At 41.3% G+C, this 23,610-nt stretch carries 17 protein-coding genes and 1 pseudogene; 2 read left to right on the top strand and 16 right to left on the bottom strand.

Going from position 1 to position 23,610, the window contains the following annotated elements; genetic code table 11:
• Positions 1 to 162 precede the first annotated feature (162 nt).
• A complete protein-coding gene (locus tag CS562_RS28245) occupies positions 163 to 2,151 on the bottom strand; it encodes a Na+/H+ antiporter (RefSeq protein ID WP_099858899.1) in 1,989 nt (662 codons plus the stop codon).
• A 272-nt stretch (positions 2,152 to 2,423) separates the two neighbouring features.
• Positions 2,424 to 2,850 (bottom strand): annotated as a pseudogene (locus CS562_RS28250) (family 16 glycosylhydrolase); the annotation flags it as partial.
• A gap of 121 nt (positions 2,851 to 2,971) precedes the next feature.
• Between CS562_RS28250 and CS562_RS28255 the strand changes: the two are divergent.
• Positions 2,972 to 4,078 carry an FAD-dependent monooxygenase gene (locus tag CS562_RS28255; protein ID WP_099858900.1) on the top strand — a complete coding sequence of 369 codons (1,107 nt, stop codon included), beginning with the start codon at positions 2,972 to 2,974 and terminating at the stop codon, positions 4,076 to 4,078.
• 187 nt (positions 4,079 to 4,265) lie between these two features.
• Here CS562_RS28255 and CS562_RS28260 read toward each other — a convergent pair whose 3' ends face one another.
• The 10 genes from CS562_RS28260 to CS562_RS28305 form a co-directional block, all read right to left on the bottom strand.
• Complete coding sequence (locus tag CS562_RS28260; protein WP_099858902.1) at positions 4,266 to 4,754, bottom strand: NUDIX hydrolase; 489 nt, start codon at positions 4,752 to 4,754, stop codon at positions 4,266 to 4,268.
• A 147-nt stretch (positions 4,755 to 4,901) separates the two neighbouring features.
• A complete protein-coding gene (locus tag CS562_RS28265) occupies positions 4,902 to 5,801 on the bottom strand; it encodes an SDR family oxidoreductase (protein WP_099858904.1) in 900 nt (299 codons plus the stop codon).
• Between the two features lie 189 nt (positions 5,802 to 5,990).
• On the bottom strand, positions 5,991 to 6,878 hold the full coding sequence (locus CS562_RS28270; protein WP_180287235.1) for a helix-turn-helix transcriptional regulator: 888 nt from the start codon (positions 6,876 to 6,878) through the stop codon (positions 5,991 to 5,993).
• A 124-nt stretch (positions 6,879 to 7,002) separates the two neighbouring features.
• On the bottom strand, positions 7,003 to 8,208 hold the full coding sequence (locus CS562_RS28275) for an MFS transporter (protein ID WP_099858907.1): 1,206 nt from the start codon (positions 8,206 to 8,208) through the stop codon (positions 7,003 to 7,005).
• 490 nt (positions 8,209 to 8,698) lie between these two features.
• Positions 8,699 to 9,880, bottom strand: coding sequence for a NupC/NupG family nucleoside CNT transporter (locus tag CS562_RS28280; protein WP_076291398.1), 1,182 nt, complete (start codon positions 9,878 to 9,880; stop codon positions 8,699 to 8,701).
• Positions 9,881 to 9,895: 15 nt separating this feature from the next.
• Positions 9,896 to 11,200: a purine/pyrimidine permease gene (locus tag CS562_RS28285; protein ID WP_099858909.1), complete on the bottom strand. Its 1,305-nt coding sequence runs from the start codon at positions 11,198 to 11,200 to the stop codon at positions 9,896 to 9,898.
• A gap of 45 nt (positions 11,201 to 11,245) precedes the next feature.
• The gene (gene deoD, locus CS562_RS28290) at positions 11,246 to 11,953 is read right to left on the bottom strand and encodes a purine-nucleoside phosphorylase (RefSeq protein WP_076291400.1); all 708 of its coding nucleotides are present in this window, start codon (positions 11,951 to 11,953) and stop codon (positions 11,246 to 11,248) included.
• Between the two features lie 158 nt (positions 11,954 to 12,111).
• A complete protein-coding gene (locus CS562_RS28295; protein ID WP_099858911.1) occupies positions 12,112 to 13,548 on the bottom strand; it encodes an AcpB/EbpR/MafR family transcriptional regulator in 1,437 nt (478 codons plus the stop codon).
• A gap of 570 nt (positions 13,549 to 14,118) precedes the next feature.
• Positions 14,119 to 14,748: a DapH/DapD/GlmU-related protein gene (locus tag CS562_RS28300; protein WP_099858913.1), complete on the bottom strand. Its 630-nt coding sequence runs from the start codon at positions 14,746 to 14,748 to the stop codon at positions 14,119 to 14,121.
• A 71-nt stretch (positions 14,749 to 14,819) separates the two neighbouring features.
• The gene (locus tag CS562_RS28305) at positions 14,820 to 16,265 is read right to left on the bottom strand and encodes an MATE family efflux transporter (RefSeq protein WP_257219630.1); all 1,446 of its coding nucleotides are present in this window, start codon (positions 16,263 to 16,265) and stop codon (positions 14,820 to 14,822) included.
• A gap of 67 nt (positions 16,266 to 16,332) precedes the next feature.
• Between CS562_RS28305 and CS562_RS28310 the strand changes: the two genes are divergently transcribed.
• Positions 16,333 to 17,232 (top strand): AraC family transcriptional regulator, encoded by a 900-nt coding sequence (locus tag CS562_RS28310; RefSeq protein WP_099858914.1) that lies wholly within the window; start codon positions 16,333 to 16,335, stop codon positions 17,230 to 17,232.
• Positions 17,233 to 17,238: 6 nt separating this feature from the next.
• On the opposite strand, the gene CS562_RS28315 is transcribed toward CS562_RS28310, so the two are convergent.
• From CS562_RS28315 to CS562_RS28330, 4 genes are all read right to left on the bottom strand, one after another.
• Positions 17,239 to 19,023, bottom strand: a complete 1,785-nt coding sequence (locus CS562_RS28315; RefSeq protein WP_099858916.1) for a sensor histidine kinase — start codon at positions 19,021 to 19,023, stop codon at positions 17,239 to 17,241.
• Positions 19,016 to 20,653 carry a response regulator gene (locus CS562_RS28320; RefSeq protein ID WP_099858918.1) on the bottom strand — a complete coding sequence of 546 codons (1,638 nt, stop codon included), beginning with the start codon at positions 20,651 to 20,653 and terminating at the stop codon, positions 19,016 to 19,018. The genes CS562_RS28315 and CS562_RS28320 overlap by 8 nt, the downstream gene beginning before the upstream one ends.
• 19 nt (positions 20,654 to 20,672) lie before the next feature.
• The gene (locus CS562_RS28325) at positions 20,673 to 22,214 is read right to left on the bottom strand and encodes an extracellular solute-binding protein (RefSeq protein ID WP_099858920.1); all 1,542 of its coding nucleotides are present in this window, start codon (positions 22,212 to 22,214) and stop codon (positions 20,673 to 20,675) included.
• Between the two features lie 235 nt (positions 22,215 to 22,449).
• Entirely contained in the window at positions 22,450 to 23,610 is a 1,161-nt protein-coding gene (locus CS562_RS28330; RefSeq protein ID WP_099858922.1) for a Gfo/Idh/MocA family protein, read from the bottom strand.

Consider the following 23,610-nt stretch of genomic DNA (forward strand, 5'->3'; position numbering starts at 1 on the left):
CCTTGCCTAAAAACAGCCTATGAGTATTCAGGTCAAGGACAAAGTTCCAAAGTTCCATAAAAACAAAAAAAACCGCTAAAATAGCGGTTTTCTTCACTGAGCTTTCGGAAGGGATCTTTGCATTCCCCCTAGGTTTTTGACAAAAACATCGAACGGCACCTCTCAGCTTGTCTCTTCTCGCAAATCATGCTCCATGAATAGAATATCTCGTTTCATCTCCTTCACGCCCTGTCTTGAAATCCTGCCTGTCTCGAACATGGACTGGATGTTGTCTCTCTCCAGCTGAATTCCGACTCGGGCCAGCTCCTGCAGCGATATGCCAAACTCCTTTCGGGTGCCGGTGTCCTTTTCATTTCTGGTCAGACCCAGCAACATTCGTTCATACTGCAGAATTAGCGAGCTGACCATCTCCATATCTTGCTCGCCTTCTACGAGTTGAACATTTAGCTGCTTAATGACATAAGTAATATTTTTAATTCTAAGACTATTCAATTCAGCCCTTCTTTCACGGAAGCTTAACCGGACTTGCTGCAGCATCCCGAACACTTCGTCCCAATGCTTAACGGGGAAAAACTCTTTTTTATAACGGGCATCTCTTGTGTGCATAAACAACAGTTTGTTAATTCGGTTAAGGTAACGGTACGCTGTGTATGGATTCACTTCTTTCTTTTCAAGCGCATGCAGCGTATTTTCTCTTTCCCATTTCAATATGGACAAACCCAAGGACCGCTGTGCCTTATCCTTCTTCTCATCTTTCTTGAGTGTTCGTATTCTGGAAGTATACGTATTGATGATTTGGGCGGTCGCAAGACGATTCTGGTCCGTGATCAGTTCATTTAATCCGGTAACCACATTCCTCAGAATCTCAATTTTCGCCTGAATTTCGTCCTCTTCCTGCTCCGTTTGTGTTTCTTTACCCAATAAAAGCGGCAACAGATAGTTGGATGCCAGAAGTGTCCACAGGATAACTCCTGCTGCGAGGAAAATGATCAGATCTCTGGCTGGAAATGCAGTGCCATCATTAAGTAAAAACGGCAGTGACAAGGTACTCGCCAGTGTAATCGTTCCCCGAACTCCCGAAAGACTGAGGATAAGCGCCTTCTTCAACCTCAGCGCCCAAGGATCACGCGGTTTGGTCCCTTCGAAAATATCCATCAGCATTGCCCAGATGAGACGCAGTCCGAGTACAGCAAAAGTCAATAATAGTGTGTACATAATGATTTTAAAATTACCTATTTCGGGGTTACTCCAAATTGTCTGGATAATATCAGGAAGCTGTGTTCCAAGCAAGAGGAAAACGAGTCCGTTTAATACAAAAATAATAACTGACCAGGTGCTTTTGGATACAACACTTAGCTTGGCTACTTCAGGGTTCATTTTCTTGTAACCGAAAGAATGGGCAATTCCTGCGGCGACAACGGCCAGGATACCATTGACCCCCAATTCCTCTGCAGCCATGAAAATTAAAAATGGAGTCAGGATCTCAATCAGCATATGAAGCGTGACATTCTCCATTCCCAGTTTGCGCAACCACTTCACCACACCATATTTTACTAAGGTGAGCAGCAGGCCCAACACCACACCGCCAAGTGAAATCGCAATAAAGCTGATACTGGCGGTTTTGAAAGAGAATACACCTGTGACCATTGCGGCTACGGCAAACTGAAAGGAGACCAGCCCTGATGCGTCGTTTATCAAAGACTCTCCCTCAAGAATTTGCATTGTCTGATGGGGGATCTTCACTTTCTGCTCCAGTGCGCCTACGGCCACAGCATCGGTAGGCGCTAGTGCTGCTGCCAATGCGAAGGCTGCCGCCAGCGGGATGACCGGAAGTAACCAATTCAGGAAATATCCCATCACGGCTACTGTCACAAATACCAGACCCAGTGCAAGCAAAAGGATCGGTTTCTTTAGCTTCCACAGTGCTTCTTTATCCGCATGCCTGCCATCATTGAACAGTAACGGGGCAATGAATAGAAGTAAAAACAGCTCCGGATTTAATTTCAGTTCATAGTGCAAGGGTAGCAAAGTAATCAACATCCCCAGCACGATTTGAATAATAGGCACGGAGATCGAAGGTATAAACCGGTTTACTAAATTGGATAAAGAGACCGCCACCAGCATCAATAAAATAAATTCAAACAATTCCAAACGAATCTTACCTCCATATTTATCTGTAATTAGCAGCTTTTCGTAAAACACGTTACTAACAAGAATTTATCTTATTGTAAATTGCATTTATGAACTGTATATGAATCGCTTGCCCCTAGGCTGCCCAGAGCATTCTTCCATAATCCCCTCAGCTATTTTTATCGGAATTGCCGATAATTTCATTAACATCTTCTACTCGAAATTTCTTTTCAGGAGGTACCTCGTGCTCTTGAAAAAACAAAAGCAGCCGCTGAGCGGCTGCTTCTGCATAACTAATTACTCGTATATTTAACCCAATCGTATTCAGCGTACAATGGATTGGCACCGTTATAAGCACCTAACCAACTATCAATCCCGGTCCCATTCCATATGTTCATCATAATTTTACCGGGAGTTATGGGGATATTGCTGGTTGCCAGTCGAAAGCATAGGTATGGAATCCCTGTGATGCATCAAAGCCAAGGTTAATAACCTTCTCATGACCACCGACCCCATTCGTAAAATAATTAAACTGTACTTTGGTCGTGTCTTTTCCTAAGAATTCAATATCAATCTCATCCCATTGCGTGCCATGAGCAGGTCCTGTGTAGGTGAAAAAGTATGATATACGATGCCTGTATTTTTGGCAGGCTTCATGCTTACTTCATACAACCCATATCCATAATTATTAGTGGAGCCATACTCCCCACAATCAAACTTGGCTTTTCTTGAGGAAAATATCAACGACTAGCTCTGCACGAGCCATTCATATTCAGTTCACAAAGCTATTTTATTCTATACAACATCATTAGAACTATTATGGATCATGGGAGGAACGAATATGATAAAAAATATTCTAGTTAGCGGGGCGAGTTTCGCCGGCATCTCAACAGCCTACTGGATGAAGCAGTTTGGCTACAACGTGACCGTTGTTGAGATTGCTGAAGGTCTTAAAAAAGGCGGCACACCTGTAAATATCCGCGAAAATACCGCCGACATTGCAAAACGTATGGGGCTTCTAGACCAAATCCAGTCGAATAAAATAGACATGGAATTAATGGAATTCAAAAATTCCGATGATGTCACTGAAAGAGTCGAAATCCGTGAGCAGCTTGCAGAAGATGAATATGAAATTGAGCGAGATGTATTGCTGGATATCATGTTCGAGGCTGTCCAAGATGACGTTGAGTTTATTTTCGGGGATAGCATTACGTCTTTGAAGGAAGAAGTTAATGGCGTTGAGGTAGCTTTCAAAGGAGGACAAAAACGCTCTTATGACCTGGTGTTCGGCTGTGATGGTATTCATTCGGTCGTCAGAAAATTATGGTTCGGCGAGGAAGCGGAATTTTCGCATTTTCTTAAAACGTATTTCTCTATCACGATCGTGGATAAGTTGTTGATCCGGGAGAATACGACACAAATGTACAACGAGCCGGGCAAGGCGGTCATGCTGAACTCTTATAACAATAAAACCGATATCGTGCTCTGCTTTTCTTCGGAGAAGGAGCTCCCCTACGACTACCGAAACGAGGAACAGCAGCGGCATATCATTTTGAATCAATTTTCCGGACTAGGCTGGCGAACGCCAGAATTGCTGGAAGAAGTGAAGAACTCCAAAACTTTTTACTTTGACAAACTGTGCCAAATGAAAATGCCCTCGTGGACAAAAGGCAGGGTAGCGCTAGTCGGTGATGCTGGATACTGCGCCTCTCCGGCTGCTGGCATGGGTGGATCACTCGCAATCGATGGAGCGGCAGCCTTGGCTGATGCTTTCCATAAAAACCATGGGAACTATGAACTTGCGTTCCAAGAATATAATCAGAGTTTCCGTCCTTTCATCGAGGAAGTGCAAGCAAACGCGGAATTGATGGTAGATTTTCTTGTCCCACGAACTGAAGAAGACATTCGCGAAAGAATTTCGCAAACAGCATCCATCAAGGACATCTAGGGACCGCTCTGTAGGATATTGAGAGGATATCATTTGATGGTATTTTTTCAGTGAGTATTTGTTGAGTTTAATGATCAGATCAAGTTCTTGTCCTCAGTTTGGAGCAAGAACTTGGTCCAACAATAAAAAAGCCGCTATTGTAGCGACTTGGGTTGGAGCTATGTTCTTGTTTGATCCTTCGTACACTTTAAACACGCCTTTGAAGCTTGATATCACATTCTGACATTGTTCCCGTGACGTATTCGATATAATTCACAGAACCGTTAAAGTTCAAATAAGCTTCATAACGCATACGGATGGCAGGTAATGTGATCCAATCCAGAACATTTTCCTTGGGAACCCACCTACATTCACTCGTTTCATCAGAAGTTGCTAACTCTCCACCTACAGCCTTGCACACGAAATCAAACATCACTTTCGTAGGAACATCAGTTACACCGTCATACCATTTATGTACCGCTGTATTCGAAACAACATTAATTAAATGGTTAACCTCGGCATCTATTCCACTTTCCTCTTTAATTTCACGAATCACGCCATCAATCAGATTTTCTCCAACTTCAGTTATACCACCAGGATACACCCAACCATCGTCATGGGCTTTTACTAATAGGATATTTCCTTTTCCATCTTCTACAATTCCACCAGATGAGACAATATGTGTCGGAAACGCCATTTCACGACCTCCAAATTCGGTAAAGTTGTATACTTATTCCACATTATTCCTAAATTATCCTGCTTTTGTGAACATGCTTGCTTGAACAAAATTAATGTATGGAGATCGGTCGTTACGGAATTGAACATAATATTTATTAATTGCTTATTAGCCTTTTAGTTTAAAATAGTTCAGGCTATCTATATCATTAAGAAGCCCATGTTGTTTTGGTTTCCATCCTAGCTTTTCTTTCGTTTTTTCACTTGAAGAATTTAGATCCATTTCAGCAAAATGAGTAAACCATGTGAAATGGTTGTTAGCTTCCTCGCGAGCTATGCTTTTAACAGGAACGTTAAGTCTTTCCCCTATCACAGCAGCTATTTCTTTAAAAGCTACACCCTCCTCTGCAACTGCGTGATATACCCCTGTTGTTTCGCTCTCCAGAACCAGCCTAAATAGTTGAGCAGCATCAAGCCTGTGTACCGCCGGCCAACAATTATTTCCTTCTTCAATAAAAGCCGAAACACCTTTATTACGAGCTAAATCAATTAGTGTTGGAATAAAAGCACGATCACCATTTCCATGTACGGAAGGCGGAAGCCGAACTATAGAAACATTAACCCCTTTCTCCTTCGCTACCTCAGCTGCCTCTTCTGAAGCCATACGAGGATTAGCATGTGGCCTGAACACCGGCAACGTATCTTCGGTTACGAGTCTCCCTTTTGGAAGAACTGCCAGGGCGGATGTAATAATAAGCGGACGGTCTGAACCAGCTAAAACAGAGCTCATAGCATCAATAGCCCTCTTATCCTTCTCACAGTTCTCTTTGAATTTTGAGAAATCGTGATTAAATGCAGTATGAATAACTGCATCAGCCCCCGATACTCCACTGCGCAAACTATCTAGGTCTTCCATATCGCCTCTATGAATTTGTGCACCTATTCCGCTAAGCGATTGAGCAGCTGCTTCTGATCGAGCAAGCCCTAGCACCTCATGACCCGCACGAATTAATTCCTGAACAATAGCAGAACCTACAAACCCGGTTGCTCCCGTAACAAAAATCTTCATTTCTATTCCTCTTCTCTTTAAATTTCATGATTTTCTTTTACTTATATAATTTATCATCATGAAATTTTTGAGGCGTGGATAATAACAACACAATGTAGCACAATATTATCTCAGAAAATTATTACATGTCTTCTTTACAGCAAGAAAGAATTTCGCAGAGTTAAACTACGTAGAAAAAAAAGAAAACACTTAGCGTTTTAGATATTTGCATCTAAAATTGCTAGGAGTTTCATTTTTAATTTTTTTAAAGATTCTACTAAAATAGTTACCGTCATTAAAACCTACTTCCAATGCGATTTCAATAATCGTCTTATTCGTGGTTATCAAAAGCTGTGCTGCCTTTTGAACACGCATCTGATTTAGAAAATCCATCGGCGAGAAACCTGACACCGTTTTAAAAACTCTTGAAAAGTGGACTGGACTTAAATGAGAAACCTTTGAAAGATCATCTAATGTGATTTTTTCAGAAATATGTTTCTCCATATGTTTAATGGCTGACTTAATTTGATTTAATTTTCTATACTGGATATCTATTTCTGATTGCTCTGGTATTTTCTTTGTATAAGATCGGATAAGATCAGTCAATATTTGATAAGTTAATCCCCTTAAAACAAGCTCAAATCCTTCCTTCTTCTCCTCATACTCTCGGATCATCTTCTGTATACTGCCAAGGATAAATTCATCCTCCGTGATCTTCTCCTCAAACAGAAATCGATTCTTTAAGAGCAGTTCAGTGTATATGGATTGTTGTAAATCAGGCTGATTTCCTAAAAGCAATAAAAGGTCAATTTTGAATAAATAATATGCTAAGTCCGAATTTATATTTTCCCCTGAGTGAATTACATTAGGGTTCACAATTAAAATTGTACCTTGCTCTCCTATTATCTGTTGATTACCAGCCTGGAGAATCATCTTTCCTTTTTCAATATATAAAATCATAAGTTGTTCATGCCAATGAGGAGGGAAAATACTGCCCTTTTCATTAAAAGAACAGTATTCCGTAATAATAGGTTTTGAAATTTCCTTGTCCTCCACATACCCATACATATTTTCATTCACAACTAATTCTCTTCCCATAACCAACACTCCAAACGCTAATATTTTCCCGTCAATCACTTTTGGTTTAAAAGTAATCTGATTATAGCAGTAGAATGTCCAAATTTGTATGAATTGAATTACTGGCATTGTCTTCCGAAAATCGTTAAACACGTGCACGCTGTACGCGCTTGATTCCTGTGCGTAGTGTAAGCCCGAAGCAAAGAATCAGAATGATTCCGGCAACCACATAAGGGTAGTTAACATTGATATCAAACATCAGTCCAGCTACTACCGGCCCAATGATATTGCCAAGGCTGGTAAAAGCGGAGTTAAGTCCAGCCAAATATCCTTGATGTTCTTTTGCGACCATGGACATTTGAGTGCTGATGGCTGGGCGCAAAATATCGATGGACAAGAATACAACAAAGGTGACGGCGAAGATCAGCCAGTATTGGTGAACAAATAACGTCAACAGGACAAATACCCCGGCAAGTAGCAGGCAAACTGTAATGACTGCTTTCTCACCATAACGGCTTATAATCCAGCCGAAAATGGTTAACTGAACCAACGCGCCTCCAATGGAGCCGAATGTGAAAATGAAGGCAATATCCTTTGGTGTGAAGCCAAACTTATGGTCAACGAACAGACCGTATACCGCTTCATAGTTGGCAAGTCCAAAGGACATGACGAACACAATAATTAAGCTGATAAAATAAGGCTCGCGGTAAGTAGAACGCAACTGTTGAATTAGACTTCGTTTGGGTTCCAGATTAGCCAATCTATTCTCATCACCCTTTACAATAGACGACAGTGATTCCGGCAGGACAATCATAGTGAGGATCGCAGCGATCAGACCAGCGACCCCCGCAGCATAGAACGGAACGCGGATACCGAATTCGGCAATATATCCCCCGATGCCAGGGCCAATGATGTAGCCTGTCGAGATCGAAGCGTTAATGAATCCCATTCCCTTGGCTCGATCTTCCTCAGAGGTTACATCTGCCACATAAGCCATAACCGTTGGCATGATGAGTGCTCCGCTAACGCCACCCATCATCCGAGAAACAAAAAGTAGCAGAGCTGAGTCAGCTAACCCGAATATCACCTCGGCACAGGCGAAAACTAGCATTCCGGCGACAATCATTCGCTTGCGTCCTAAGGAATCGGATAATCGTCCCGCCAGTGGTGAGAAAACCAACTGTGTAAATGCGAAGGAAGCAGTAAGCATGCCAGCAATCGTTCCGTTAATATCTAAAATAGTAATATATTGCGGGATCACTGGTATAACCAGACCAATGCCAGCAAAGACTAAAAATAGGTTAAACATTAGAAGCAGCAGAGCGCCCCGATTTTTGAATAATAAAGCCATCTAATTGTCCTCCCAAAATCAAATATTGAATATGTACGCTAACTATGTATCTTCTGCAGACGCTGTTCTAACCCATTTCGAAGTGAAGAATAACTAACAAATAATACCTATTTTTATTCCAAGTTACTTTTTAAAGATAAATGTTTAAAAAGTACGGGATTAAATGTAATACACATTTTTTTCCCTGTCAATATATACTTTCATAAATTTAATTGGTTGATCTGTGAGTAAGCCGAATAGATCAATCGAACATATTGGACTGATAGTCTGTAATTATCCAATGTACAGTTCAGGCTGAAAACCATGGTCTGACTGCTCGTGACTGGTGTGAACTGCATCCAATTCGTCGTTCCGAATTTGAGTAAACACACGAAAAAAAGCCGCTAAAATTAGCGACTTTAATGTGAAAATTTTATATCCCTCGACATCAACCGTCCTTTTGGAACAGCCCTATTTCGAGTCAAATTGTATTCAAAAGAAAATGATTCAACTAAAATATAATTCCGATAATTATGGCAGATAAAACGCTTACAAGTGTTGCGCCATATAAAAGTTTCAATCCAAAACGAGCAACAATATTCCCTTGTTTTTCATTCAATCCTTTTACTGCACCCACGATAGTACCAATGGACCCAAAGTTAGCAAATGAGATTAGAAAAACGGAAACAATGGCTGTAGTACGCCCACTTAAACCGTCTTGAATCTTAACAAAGTCAAGCATGGCAACAAATTCATTCGCAACCAGCTTCGTGGCCATAATACTCCCCGCATGAACCGCCTCATGCCATGGTACTCCGATCATAAAGGCAATTGGTGCAAAGACATACCCTAGAATTCCTTGAAACGAGATACCAAATATGCCGCTGAAGACCCCGTTAATTAAAGCAATGATTCCAACAAAACCAACTAACATTACCCCAACTACAATGGCTACCTTAAAACCATCCATAATATATTCGCCCAGCATTTCAAAAAACGTTTGTTTGCCCTCTTCCTGAACTTCAACAATATCTTCTTCAGCTGTGACTTCATACGGATTAATGATGGATGTAATGATAAAGCCGCCAAATAGGTTTAATATTAATGCAGCTACTACATATCTAGGTTCCAGCATGGTCATATATGAACCAACAATGGACATGGATACCGTTGACATTGCAGATGCACATAATGTATACAAGCGATGTTTTGGTAATAATCCAAGCTGATTTTTCACAGAAATAAATACTTCATTTTGACCTACAATTGCGGCTGCAACCGCATTATAAGATTCCAATTTCCCCATGCCATTTACTTTACTTAGCACCAGACCAATATACTTGATAATGAACGGCAGTATTTTGTAATGTTGCAGGATTCCTATTAATGCTGACATGAAAACAATTGGCATCAACACAAACAGGAAAAAGGTATGAGCTCCTTCATTGGCAATCCCACCAAAAACAAAGTTCGTTCCTTCGTTGGCATATCCGAGTAATTTCGAAAAACTATCGGCAAACCCTTTGATTAAGAATTCGCCTATACTTGTTTTTAGTATAATTAATCCCAAAGCTAACTGAATAACAATCATTATGATGATTGGACGATATTTGATTTTCCGCTTATTATTACTCGCAAGCCAGGCCAATAATAGAACAATAACCAGACCAACAACAGAAATTAGATAATGCATAATTAACCCTCCAAATTATCGATACTTTTTTTTGGGATCCTCATATCGATTTGCATCTTTCCACATTAACGCTTGTTCCAAAATAATCGCCAATAGACTTCCGCAAATTAACCCATTATTCAAAATGGCTATTACAATCGGAGATAAATGGCTCGTAGCGGATGTTGGAATAAACATTAAACCCACACCAACTAACAGAGAAACTCCGCTAACAATAAATGTTCGTTCTTCATAAAGAACCTTCTTCAATTCCTTCAGCGATAATCCAACCATCTTCACAAAGATGACGAATGTAACGGCATAGCCTATAGGCGCTGGGATACCGGATATTACGTTCATTATTGGCGGAAACAAGGATACAGAGATGACTAAGATGCATCCAATTAAAAACGATTTCCGTTCCCTCATCCCTGTTTTTTCAACATATCCCGCTGCTCCTGAAATAGGCACTGAACCAATCGCTCCGAAACTACCACCAATAAAATGGGTAATGCCAGAAGCAAATCCGGCACGCAAATAACGGTTATGATCCAATTTCTTTTGTTTCATAACGGTCTCCATCAACCGAATAGACGCAAGCGCATTGGTTATTAATAATAGTGTTAATAGAAAGGCAGTTGTGACTGTTCCGCTATCAAATCTTGGACTTCCAAAAGGAAATATTTTGGGCAGTTTAAATAGCGTATCCGCCGGTGAAATCACCGGCATCTTGTCGCATATGATAAACAATAAACAGCCTATCGATATACTGATTATTACTGAAAATTGGCGCAGCAAAACAAAGCGACTGTTCCCTAACCCAAAGGTAATGCAAATCACAATCACACTCAGCACGAACACTTTCACATCTAACAAGGTGTGGCTTGACGTGATCCCCATCATGCCTTTCATAAAAGAACCGCTTAATTGAAAGATCAATAAGAGCAAATATATAAAAGTGACCGTTGGCGTAAATAGACGAGCGATTTTATCCATTAGCTTAAATGCTGAGATTAGGATAAATAAAACTCCACTACAGATCATTCCCCCACTTAAAGCTTGCATGGCAGCAATATTCGAAGAATACAATACCCCCACTAAACTTGCGTAAATGGTGAAAATACTCCACCATAACCCTGCTGGACCTTCATGAATAGGGAATTTATGGCCGATGACGCCTTGTAAAAATCCAGCTATTCCTAAAGTAATCAGTGTGCTCTGGATGAGTCCAGAAGCCTCTATAGGTGTTAGGTTATATAAATCTGCGATAGCAATTGGCGCAGCAATTGCACCTGCGATCATAAACATCATCCACTGCAATCCAGATAGTATTCCCTTCATTTCTTACTCACTCTCTTTTCTTGCACCCGTACTCGTATCGATAGATTAGCTCTCAATCGCTGTGTTAAGAGCGATTTCGACCATTTCATAAAATGATTGTTCACTTTCTTGATGAGTTAAGTGCTCCTGTGTTAACAGTTGACTGCCTACTGTCAAAATGGATAGAGCTTTCACACCGTATTTAGCGGCTAACGTATATAAGGCTGTACTTTCCATTTCAACTCCTAATACACCAAAATCCATAAACTTGTGAAGTCGATCTAAGCTCTCACGGTAGAACTCATCGGAGTTATAGATGTTACCGACAAAGACACTTACTTGTTTAGCTTTTGCTTGTTGATACGCTTTCATTAACAATGAGAAATCTGCTGTAGGTGCATAATTACAGCCATGGAAGATCTTATCCGTCATATTACTATCTGAAGACACGGATTGGGCTATTATAATATCGCGGATATTAATGTCTTTCTGCATCGCGCCACATGTACCAATACGAATCAATTTCTTCACTTCATAATCGACGATCAATTCCGTTGCATAGATACTCATCGATGGATTCCCCATCCCTGTCCCTTGAACCGATACACGTATCCCCTTGTATAATCCGGTGTACCCATACATGCCTCTTACTTCGTTATAACAAATGGCCTCATCTAAAAAGTGTTCTGCTACAAATTTTGCACGCAAAGGATCTCCCGGAAGCAAAACGATGTCCGCTATTTCTCCTTTTTTTGCGCCTAAATGCCTACTCATATTTCTGCCTCCTACTCTCAATGTTGAACCCAGTCTTTCCGAAATCTCTTCCACTTGCCTTCAGAAAACCAGTTCGGAAAGTACATTGAGCATAAGATTTTTCAGCATAACAAACTAGACCAAAATCTTACGGAGGGTAAGGGAAATAATTGATCAAATTATAAAAGCAGTTCTTTACGAATATTGTCTAGATCTCTTTTAGACGGGATCGTAGAGATAATAACAACAGGCACGGTCTGCAATGTTACCGGGATATTACTAATGACAAAATCGATCTGATGTTGCTGCATCATTTCGTCGGAGAGCCCTTTCATTATGGAAGTATTGATGATCAACTGATCCCCAGTTTCCTTCTTGATCAAATCCGCTATGTAATGACGAATTGAAAATTCTTCTCCAATCACCAAGAAGGCCCTTTTCCTTTTATAACGTAAACTAGAACGAACAATTAAGGTTAGCTTGGTTAAATGGAAATTATTGTACAAGACGGCAGGATAAGCTTTACTCCACGTTTGCATGCAGGTTTGCAGTTCTTGATAAAGCTGCTGGCATTCCTTTTGAACATAAGCCGTTAAATTACTTTGTGAAATCATCATCCATTCAGGAATTGCATTATCGATTAATAACTTGTCAAAGAACGCGTATATCTCCAATAAAAATCGTTCTTCCATCTCCAAGTTAGGGTATATTTTGGCTAGTAGCCTTAGAAGCAGATTACCCATTTGATATTCTTCTTTGTCCTTATGCAATTCAACTTCTTTCATCGGCGTTATTTCTGATCCTTCATAATAATGATATTGGCTGAGACTGACCAGGGATTGCATAAAGTAAATTTCACTATGGGGAAAATCAATGGAAAGCTTCTCTCCAAGACTCTTGGCGAGGGTCTTCACAGGCATATAAAACATCCCCTTTTCCCAAGGGTAAGCACTTTCGTCGATTTTTACGTATTTCCCTTTAGCGACTCTTTCCACAACAATGGCCAACAAAAAGGATAATCTCCGTTTGGAATTGATAAAATACACAATATTTTTCTCATTCTCGGTATTTGTGATTAACTGATTGATATATGCAAAATCGACATTCGCAAAGGGCCATCCTGTGAACTCATACGCATCACAATATAACTTCCAATAGAAATATCGAATATTCATTTCATTCCCTTTGATTGTCGGGGTTGAATATGTAATGCGTAACTTATACGCTTTTAGATCATTATTATTTAATTGTACAATCAGTTTCTTCAACGATGAGGTACTCATAAACATAACTCCGGCTAGCTCCTCCACGGACAGTCGATCCACATTGGTGAACAATACATTCATCAGTCGATAAAAGACGGTTTGTCTGAACATCGAAGAAATCACTTCACTCATCGTCTCACTTCGTCCATCTCGCCGAAGAACGATTCCCTTTCCTCTAGAAACTTCTATGGTTACAGTAGGAGGTAATTGCTTGCTGATTTCCTCAACCATTTTACGTATGGTTTTATCGGAGATACCTAAACTTTTTTCAACTTCAGCTAAGGTAAACCATCTATGTTCCGTATCAAGCAGCGTTAATAGTTGACTAGCTAATGTAAATCCCTTATCCATTTTCCCCACCCTATTTCAATTTAAATTAAATGTCATCGTGTTTTTGGCTAAAGAAAAATCGATTCCCTCATAAGGAAAGAATCGGCTTTTTAATGTGTTTAAATACGGTCTATGATAAACCAATGTGAATAAGCTTAAACTATCCCACCCGGTAGTTCAATCTATATACAAGCCAACCCTTTTGGCTACCACTATGGATAAGATTTCCCTTTTTTAGCCATGAAAAAATCCCCTCCGCTCAGCAAGATTAAGTCCATCTTAACAGATGTCTTTTTCTCTTGTTTACGAAAAGGGGATAACAACAATTCATTCTATAGATCTTAAACTTTAATATTCAATTGGTGTTTTCTTCATAAAGATTAAGATTTTTTTCAAATTGTTCTTCTAGGTGCTCTGCGTATCTGACAACTCGTGGGGATTCCAACAACCTACCTACTACACAATATAATCCAATCAAAATACATACTGATAAAATGATTTCAACAATGAGTGGCATCATTCTCCCATATTCTCTCCTTGCCAGGTAGCGTCTAGTCCCAAGTTAGAATTGATTATTAGCTTGGTTATCCATTACCATTCAACTTGGTCGAAACGCATGTTTTTGTAGTAATACTCTCTATCATGATCAGTGATTTCACGAAGAACCCTGCAGGGATTACCCACAGCGATAACATTGCTAGGAATATCCTTGGTTACCACGCTTCCTGCACCGATCACACTACCCGCACCGACGGTAACACCTGGCACAATCACAGCGCAGCTGCCGATCCATGCGCCATCCTCGATGACTACCGGTAGAGCAAACATTCCACCTTCTTTGCGCTTTTCTGGGTGTACTGGATGATTGGTTACAGCAATCGTGACGTTTGGACCAAACATGACATCGTTTCCAATCGTGACTTTATAGTCATCGACAACAGTTAAATTAAAGTTGATATAGACATTGTTGCCTACTGTAGTGTTTGATCCATACGACATCCGAATAGGAGGTTCCATCCAAACATTTTCACCAATACTACCGAAAAGTTGTTCCATCAGAGTCTTACGCATTTCAATATCATCGGGATGTAAGCGATTGATTTCATAACATAGTGCCTTTCCTCGTTGACGTGCCCGAGCCAGATCAGAAGCTTCCAGTGGATAATTCGCGTCGTGATCAGTAAACAGTTGTCGGCTTGCCATTCGTTCTGTAATATTCATGTCTTAGTCCCCTCTGCATTAAATTTAATCTATTTATTTAAGTTAACCTTACATTCTTTGACCGCTTTTTCTTAACCTACTGGTGAAAAAGTCCTTGTAATATTATTTAGCCATTTGTATTGGCGATAACGGTAAAATGCCAATGGCAACTTAATGATCTCATCCAAACTAATGACGATATATAATACCAGGGGTGATACGTGCCAGACAAAAGCACAGAGATAACCAAGCGGCAAAATAATACCCCACATTACAATCGAATCACACCAAAAGCCAAATTTAGAGTCACCTCCTGCAGTAAATATTCCTGAGATATTAGTTGCATTAATGGATTTAGCAATACAATAAAATGCACTGATATATAACATTCCATCCAAGTAGTTTTGAGATATGGCATTTAGATTTACTATAGAGAAAACAAGCGGTTTTATCAGAATAATGGTGCACCCTGCTATTATTCCAAATAGTAAAGCATAAAGATTCATCCTGCTTCCCACCTGTTTTGCTTTCTCGGTCTCCCCTTTACCTAGATATTTCCCAACCAGTATAGAACCTCCACTAGCAATACCTCCACACAATACAATGGTTAAATTCTTAACCACGGATGCAACAGAATTCGCTGCAACCATATCAGCACTTACATGTCCTATAATTGCGGCAGTCGCAGTTAGTGCCCCTCCCCAAACAATATAATTGCCTTGTACAGGCATGGTGTATTTCAGGAAATCCTTTAGGAGATTGCGCTGAATACCATCCCATATTGGAAAATGAAAACGAATCGATCCTCGCGTCACAGAATAAATAACACAGCAGCCCAACTCAATAAAACGAGCTAAAACTGTAGCGAGAGCCACCGCCATGATTGCCATTTCAGGTCTATCTGGGAAAAGTACAAAGATGCATAACGCATTAAACAAAATGTTTAAAATTAAACATAGTGAACTAATCCAAGCGCTTAGTTTTGCATTTTCCATACTTCTAATCACGCTGAGATACATTTGTGAAATGCCCATTGCAAGATAAGAGAACGAATTCATCTTTAAAAATATTGAACCATAACGAATTAATTCACTATCATTTGTAAAGAAACGCATTAACGTTTCAGGATATAAAAATGATACTAAAAAGAACAAAATAGAAATACTAAATGAGAACAAGCAGGCCGTGCTGAGAATACGTTGTATGGTTTGAACATCTTTCTTCCCCCAATATTGTGCAGTCAAAATCCCTGCTCCCGTAGCCATACCCATGTAAAACAATGTTAATGCAAAGGTGATTTGTCCCGCTAACGATACGGCCGACATTGTAGATTGGCTAATCATTCCCAACATAACTACATCAGCTGATATAACTGTTGCTGAGATTAGATTTTGTAATGCAATGGGAATGACAAGCGTGATTAATTCCTTATTGAAATCTCGCGTCATAGGAGTAGTTAACTGTATGCGCTTTTTCTTTTTAACGTATATCCACTCCTCTCTGTTGCTTTCCATATTATCAAGATAGGATAAATTCATTGTCCTTTCCACAAATATTGGCTATACTTTTGTCAAAATCGTATATTTATTGGAGGCACTTTGTTGGATGGAAAATTTAGAGGTATTTTCTGATTTATCGGAACGATTGAATTATAATCTACCTGATCTACCCTTGTATGTCCGGAGAGGAAGCTTGAATCAATTTGATAATTTTGCAGCTGCCGCCCATTGGCATTCGGATATAGAGTTCATTTACATTCTGGAAGGCTCCATGGAGTATTCGATTAACGGACAGACTGTTAGTATAGAACAAGGAAATGGGATTTTTGTGAATAGCCATCGATTGCACTTTGGTTTTTCTCACACTCATTGTAATTGTTCATTTATCGTTATAGTGATCCATTCTTCTCTCATCGGGGAAGGTTCGTTCATACGAGCATACTGGGAAGAGAAGTTTGGTCCAAACATGGATGATTTTGTATTACTAGCTGAACAGATCTCCTGGCAGCACGAGATATTGTTATCCATTCAAGCGATCTATGCTGAAATGCACAATAATTTTGCTCCAAATCCATTCCGCTTAACTTCTCAGGCTTTATCTTTATGTGCTGGTATTGGAGATCACTTGCAACCGAAGGTGGGAGATATCCACGATGTGCAATTATGGACGAATATGCAGAAAATGACTCGATTCATTCATCAAAACTACGAACAAAAAATAACTCTTGAAGACATTGCATCCTCAGGAGCCGTTTGTCGAAGCCGCTGTTGTACTTTATTTAATAAATACATGGGTCAAACTCCCAACAATTACTTAACTCGATACCGCCTTCATAAAAGTTGTGAGATGTTGAGGGAAACTAAAAGATCTGTAAGTGAAATCGCACTTGCCTGTGGCTTTCAAAGTGTGAGCTACTTCTCATCCCTTTTTCGCAAACACATTGGATTAGTTCCACTAGCATATCGAAAAAGCAACATAAATGGCTTAAGTAAAACGGAGAATTAAACCGATTTATGCCCCATTCTCTAATTTCTCTTTCAGAATCGGATGGCGGATTGTAATTCGGGTGCCTATGCCCTCCTTGGATTCGATTTGTAATTTATACTCTAAACCGAAATAAATCTTTAACCGCTCATTGACATTGCGCAGGCCGACACCAGATCGCCCATTCATCTTCTGATCCTCAGATTCCTCCTCCAAGGCCTGTATAACTGAATCCGGTATTCCCTTCCCGTTGTCAGTAATGTCAATGACCAGATCCTGCTCTTCTATTCGTCCGGAAAGTATAACTTTGCCATGCTCGAAATTCCCACGTATGCTGTGTTGAATCGCATTCTCAACCAGAGGCTGTAGTAAAAGGCGCATGAACGTCATATTCAGCATATCCTCATCAAAAAAGTACACCACTCGCAGTGGCATACCGATTCTGGCCTGTTCGATTTGCACGTAGGCCTTCACCTGTTCAATTTCACGACCAACTGTCGTAATATCCTTGCCCTGATTGAGACTGAGCCGTAATAAATTGCCTAATGCAGACACCATTTCACCAATATCATTTCGTCCATGATTCTCCGCTTTCCAGCGGATCGATTCCAGCGTGTTATATAGAAAATGCGGATTGATTTGATGACTGAGCACTTGAAATTCAAGTTCTTTCTTGCTCCGTTCGGCTCGGGTAGATTGTGCAATCAAATCCTCGATTTTACGTACGATGCTGCCGAATCCACGAAACAGCCACCCGATCTCGTCCTTACGTTCTTGATGCGGGATGTACATTCCAAAATCGCCTTCTTCAAGCTTTTTCATCAGACGCACCAATCGAAGGACAGGCTGCGTGAAATTTCGGGTAAGATAAATAACGACGCCAATGGATACAAGTAAATAGACAATAATAATGACAAGAAGCAACCGATTCATCTCCATAACAGGCTCCACTAGAGCATCCATCGGCGTCAGACTGATAATCGTCCAGGGGAGGCTGTCCATCCGGACGAAAGTGATCAAATGCTCTTGATCATTAATCGACAATTTCTCAACGCCTTCGTTATACAGATTGCGCTTGGCTAGCAGTTGTGGAGAAGGTAAAACATCACCAGTCCATTCGTTTCCGGCCGAATCAAAAAGAATAGCCCCTTTTTCATCAATGATCAGAAATTTTTGCCTTTGCAGTCGTTTGGTAGGTGAAAAGAATCGGCTTAGGTGATTGTCAGCCAGATCCGTTATCACAATGCCGCGGGGTGTCCTGCTGTGAAGACTTGTGAACGTCTTAATATAAGACAATAGCGGGCCCCGATTCGGACCATCACTTACTGATAATTGCCAATATGGCATGTTACTGTCCGCTGCTTGCCGAAACCACTCTTCTTCACCAACCGAGGCAGATTCCTCCAAAGCTCTCATATACGTTGGATAATCTGCCGGAATTAGTGGATATACTCGAATCTGCAGCGCATCCATCTGTTTCTTCTTTTCATACACGATACTCAGCATATCAACGGAGTTCGTCTCTTCTTCCTTTTGACTTAACGGTGGCCTCTCCAATAAATACTGCAATGTTTTGTCACCAATCAAGCTATTGATACCTTCGTTTAACTGAGCTAAATACGTTTCCACGTTTATCTTGGCTTGCTCCAGATAACTCATCGAGAATGTAATATTGGCTTGCTGAATGCCTTCTATTGATTTGGTATGGGCATATGCAGAGAATAGGATAAAGGGGATGATCGTTATCGAGAGAAAGATCAAAATCATACGGTTACGAAAGGAAGATGCCAGGCGCAGAAAAGCATTAATCATCCGAAATCCCCCGTAATCTACGGAATTCTTTTGGTGTTACCCCGACATGCTTTTTGAACAATTTTGAAAAATGAACCGGATCCTTATAGCCAACTTCATATGAAACTTGATAAATCTTATATTTTATATCGCCCAGCAATTCTTTGGCTCGTATCATCCGGATACTTGTTAAATCCTCCAGAAAGGTATGACCCCGTTCTTTTTTGTACAGCTTGCTGAGCCAAATCGGTGTAACATGAACCATTGATGCGATGTATTGCAACGATAGATTCTCGTTGTAACGGGTTCGGATCAATTTTGCAGCTTCCTGCACAATTCTGCTGGATGAGTTATCCATTTTATGAAAATCACTTGCTAACAGATGCAAGTTTTTTTCTACATGCTTCTTTAGGGATTCCAGAGTGTCATATTGTTCCAAGCGTTCCCACAACCCAATAGGATCGCGTTCCCACGAACGGTCTGGCCAACCAGCGGATGCGGCGGTTCGATAGATGTTCATTAACCACTGGAATATTTGCTGTTGAATGTCCTTCAGACTTAAGAGCTCCCATGATTTAACCATGTCTTCGAAACCTTTCATGGATTCAATAATATCCTTTTCTGCACCATACCTGACCAGATCCAGCACTGCCGCCGGTTCGCGAATGGACATCTTCTCATTCTCAGTATCCATCTCATCAACGGATTCAGTGAACAACCGATTGCCCCCATAAATGACTTTCTGCTCTAACGATTCAACGCATTCAACGTACAAGGCATTAAGATGCTTTAGCTCCTTCGGGAAAGCACTTACTGCAATACTGGCCTTCACTTTTACGAATTGATTGATCCGTTGCAAGCAGATCTCAGCCACTGATTTGCATAACTCCAGTATTTTTCCATCAGGACAACTGATCACAGCCACCCAACGGTCCGTGGTATCCTTGAATAAAGCTGCGGGTACATTCAATTCTTCAGCCAGTGTCTGGCTGACCACGTTGCCAATACCGAATAGTACAAGATCCTTCTCAGCCGTCAGCATTTGCATTTTGACCAGCGCCTTCAGATCATCTCCTTCAACGACCATCATAAGCAAAGGAGATTCTTTCATCCAGTCCATATGCAAGGAGTTCAGCCGATGCGTGATGCGGGTTTCTCGATACGGATTATATTCGTTTTCTACCACTTCGCGCAGAAGTTCTTCTTGCAATATGGGAACGGCGAATTGAACCTGGTACGCAATATTCGTCTTATTTTGCTCCTCTAGCCTCTCCCGCCTGATGTGATCCGTTGCCTTACGCACAATCCGTTCCATCTCATCCATGTTGATGGGTTTCAATATGTAATCGATAGCCCCCAGGTGAATCGCCTGCTTTACTAGGGAAAAATCATCATATCCGCTAATCAAAATTGCTTTCCAATCTTTAGGTTCCCTCATCTGCAATTCACTGAGCAGTTCAAGTCCCGACATCCGGTTCATTTTGATATCCGTAATGATCAAATCGGGTTTGTACTCCTGTGCAATCTGTAGTGCTTCGTCGCCATCGGAGGCAGAACGGACTGTTCCAACTCCATATTCATGCCAAGGAAAGCGCTTACGAAGACCTTCACGAATTTCATACTCGTCATCAACAATTAACACATTAATCATGAAGTAAGCCTCCCGGAAGTTAGTCAGGGTGATTCGACGCCAGATTCAGATCGACTTGCCGCTGCACCTCGCCAATGATTTTATCAAGCCCGATGTTCTGTTGTTTTATTCGGTAATCCGATACCGCCTCCTTAACATCAGATACCAATCCGAATTCAATGGACCGACCCATATCTTCATACAACTGTACCCGTTCTTCAACTTCCTTGCTGATCGCATAATCACTAAGCAGCAAGCCTTCTAACGGCGAATCCAAATTGACTGGTATTTTGGCAAACCGCGCTTCCTCTCCCCAGAAATCCCCAGGGTATGTCTCCGTGGACCTGATGAATCGCGAATTCCAAAGCGCCCATTGCCCGCCCCAGCCCATATAGTTGCTTGTCGAATCACTTAGGTTGTGCGGATATACCACCTGCTCCCCGTCCATCTGATACGTCTTGCCTTCAATGCCGTAGATCACTAAGTCATACAGTTTTCGATCGGTCTCCATCATATCGAGAAATTGCAGCACCAATTCAGCATGCTCCGAGTTACGGTTAATGGCAACAACGTTCGAAATTGGACTGCGGTTGACCTGTTTCTTATCCGGGTACAGAAGAGACATTTGCTGGCGATAGTTTGGATCAACAAATCCCTGATCAGCAGCATGTGCCCATTCATGCGAGGTAAGTGTAAATAACACTTTACCGTTGCGCCATTGATCGGAACTATCTGCTCGGTCAATCAGTGATTCTGGACTCAAAATCTTGTCTTCATACCATTTCTTGCTCATCACTGCGGCTTCCACATAGAAGGGTTGCTGCTCAATGGCCTGCACTTTATGATTAGGATCATTCAGATTAATACCTAGTCCATGAAACCCCAAATCCAGCCACTCCTCCCGCACGAGATAGAATGGAAGTGCTGTTATACGAGTCACTTTACTGTTCGGATATGCGCGCTTTAGTTCATGTAAGAGCACGTCCACATCTTGAACCGTCTGCACCGATTCCGGTTCCCGATAAATCCCCGCTTTCTCTGCGAGATCTACCCGCCATCCGGCATAGGGACGTTGATTCATTTTGATAGACCAAGGCAGTCCGACAATATCTCCGTTCATCGTAGTAGATCGCAGGTTACCAGCCATCTGATATTTTTTATAGAGATTTGGCGCATACTCGGGTAAAAGTTTATCTAAGGGCATATAAGAACCCCGCGAAGCCATCTCTCTGAAGGAAGAATCCGAATCAAAATTAAGGTCCCACCGATCACCGGCAGCAGCCATAACTAGAAGTTTCTCCGGATATTCAGGCCAAGAAATGAAATGAATAGAAAACTTTACATTCAGTCCTTTGTCTTTTACGTACTCGCTGACTGCCGTCCATACTTCATCGGTCGCTGCTTTTTTCTCTCCGCCAAAATAAAACTTGAGTGTCACTTCCGGCTCACTGGGAAGATTAGATGATGTGAAAAAATCATTGATATCTGCCCCCGGGCTGCCCATGCATCCCGACAATGCCAGAGCTATGCATAGTAGATAGGGTGCCAGCCACCTCTGGAATCTGAAAACGGAACTCTTCATTTAATCCCCTTCCATTTCTGAAATACGGACATCGCCATCCATTCAAGATTTCTATATCAAAAAAAGCATTCACCCGTGTTCACTGTTTAAATATACCCACTTCTTTTTAGTAAAACAATGGAAATCATATATCTCATCCAGTTTAAAGGATGTACTTCTTCCACCAAATAAAAGGAGGGGTTATTCTCCCCTCCATCTGCATTTAAGAACGATCAGATTTCTTTCTCCATCCATTTCATGTACCAAAACTTCCTGTTGTATCAAATAGTACTGATCCCCCTATCTTTCGTTTGGATGTCGAGATCCGCTTCTTCAACTCGGATAAATACAAATCTTCGTCAATTGGAAATTCAACGGTTTCGCCAGTCCAACTGGACAAATGCATGGCGTTCGACAACATTAAGCTATGGATGCCTTCCTCACCGTCCGCAATGAGCGGTGTTCCGTCCAGGATCGCCTTCCCAAATGAAGCGATGATCCCCATATGCTGGCTATTATCCCCTTCCGCTGGAACAACCGATACTTCAACCGACGGCGATGTAAAGCCTTCTTTCGATTCGAAACAATATTCACGTTCGTTCTGGCTGAGCTTATGCAGCGTCAGTTTACCGTGTTCACAGACCAGCTTACCCATCTCCAACGTAATCTCAAGACGATTTGTTCCTGGTAAATCCGCAGTTGTGGTTACAAATACGCCTGTGGAACCGTTCGGAAATTCCAAATACGCCGTCACATCATCTTCAACCTCAATATCATGCCACTTGCCTTCATGGCAAAAAGCACGTACTTTCGAAGGCATGCCGCAGATCCATTGGAGCAAGTCGATGTTATGAGGGCATTGGTTGATGAGCACTCCACCACCTTCACCAGCCCAAGTTGCGCGCCAGCTCCCCGAATCATAATAAGCCTGAGTTCTGTACCAGTCAGTAATGATCCAGTTCACCCGTTTGATGGCCCCAAGCTCGCCGCCTTGCACCAACTCGCGCATTTTCCGATACATTGGATTTGTTCGCTGATTAAACATCATACAGAAAACGACGCCACTTTCCTGAGCCTTCTCGTTCATCTCTCTTACCTGCTTTGTGTAGACTCCGGCCGGCTTCTCGCACAAGACATGTAATCCTTTGCTGAAAGCTTGTATCGCAAGTCTTGGATGATCGTAATGCGGTGTAGCGATAATAACAGCATCACAAAGACCACTGTTTATCAGTTCTTCCGGGCTATTAAAATAGCCTAATGTATCCGGTAAATACATCTTGGAAGCCTTAATCCGCTTTGCATCCATGTCTGATACGGCCGTAAGCTCCACCTCCATTACGGTGCCATTAATCAATTTTTTCGCATGGTCCGATCCCATATTCCCCATTCCGATAATACCGATACGTAATTTTTTCAT

Source organism: Paenibacillus sp. LK1 (assembly GCF_002750415.1).
In the GTDB taxonomy this organism is placed as follows: domain Bacteria; phylum Bacillota; class Bacilli; order Paenibacillales; family Paenibacillaceae; genus Paenibacillus; species Paenibacillus taichungensis.

Bases quoted from the DNA above. Each gene is read 5' to 3' on its own strand.
- CS562_RS28255 (WP_099858900.1), top strand. From the start codon at position 2,972: ATGATAAAAAATATTCTAGTTAGCGGGGCGAGTTTCGCCGGCATCTCA.
- CS562_RS28260 (WP_099858902.1), bottom strand. From the start codon at position 4,754: ATGGCGTTTCCGACACATATTGTCTCATCTGGTGGAATTGTAGAAGAT.
- CS562_RS28265 (WP_099858904.1), bottom strand. From the start codon at position 5,801: ATGAAGATTTTTGTTACGGGAGCAACCGGGTTTGTAGGTTCTGCTATT.
- CS562_RS28270 (WP_180287235.1), bottom strand. From the start codon at position 6,878: ATGGGAAGAGAATTAGTTGTGAATGAAAATATGTATGGGTATGTGGAG.
- CS562_RS28275 (WP_099858907.1), bottom strand. From the start codon at position 8,208: ATGGCTTTATTATTCAAAAATCGGGGCGCTCTGCTGCTTCTAATGTTT.
- CS562_RS28280 (WP_076291398.1), bottom strand. From the start codon at position 9,880: ATGCATTATCTAATTTCTGTTGTTGGTCTGGTTATTGTTCTATTATTG.
- CS562_RS28285 (WP_099858909.1), bottom strand. From the start codon at position 11,200: ATGAAGGGAATACTATCTGGATTGCAGTGGATGATGTTTATGATCGCA.
- deoD (WP_076291400.1), bottom strand. From the start codon at position 11,953: ATGAGTAGGCATTTAGGCGCAAAAAAAGGAGAAATAGCGGACATCGTT.
- CS562_RS28295 (WP_099858911.1), bottom strand. From the start codon at position 13,548: ATGGATAAGGGATTTACATTAGCTAGTCAACTATTAACGCTGCTTGAT.
- CS562_RS28300 (WP_099858913.1), bottom strand. From the start codon at position 14,748: ATGAATATTACAGAACGAATGGCAAGCCGACAACTGTTTACTGATCAC.
- CS562_RS28305 (WP_257219630.1), bottom strand. From the start codon at position 16,265: ATGAATTTATCCTATCTTGATAATATGGAAAGCAACAGAGAGGAGTGG.
- CS562_RS28310 (WP_099858914.1), top strand. From the start codon at position 16,333: ATGGAAAATTTAGAGGTATTTTCTGATTTATCGGAACGATTGAATTAT.
- CS562_RS28315 (WP_099858916.1), bottom strand. From the start codon at position 19,023: ATGATTAATGCTTTTCTGCGCCTGGCATCTTCCTTTCGTAACCGTATG.
- CS562_RS28320 (WP_099858918.1), bottom strand. From the start codon at position 20,653: ATGATTAATGTGTTAATTGTTGATGACGAGTATGAAATTCGTGAAGGT.
- CS562_RS28325 (WP_099858920.1), bottom strand. From the start codon at position 22,214: ATGAAGAGTTCCGTTTTCAGATTCCAGAGGTGGCTGGCACCCTATCTA.
- CS562_RS28330 (WP_099858922.1), bottom strand. From the start codon at position 23,610: ATGAAAAAATTACGTATCGGTATTATCGGAATGGGGAATATGGGATCG.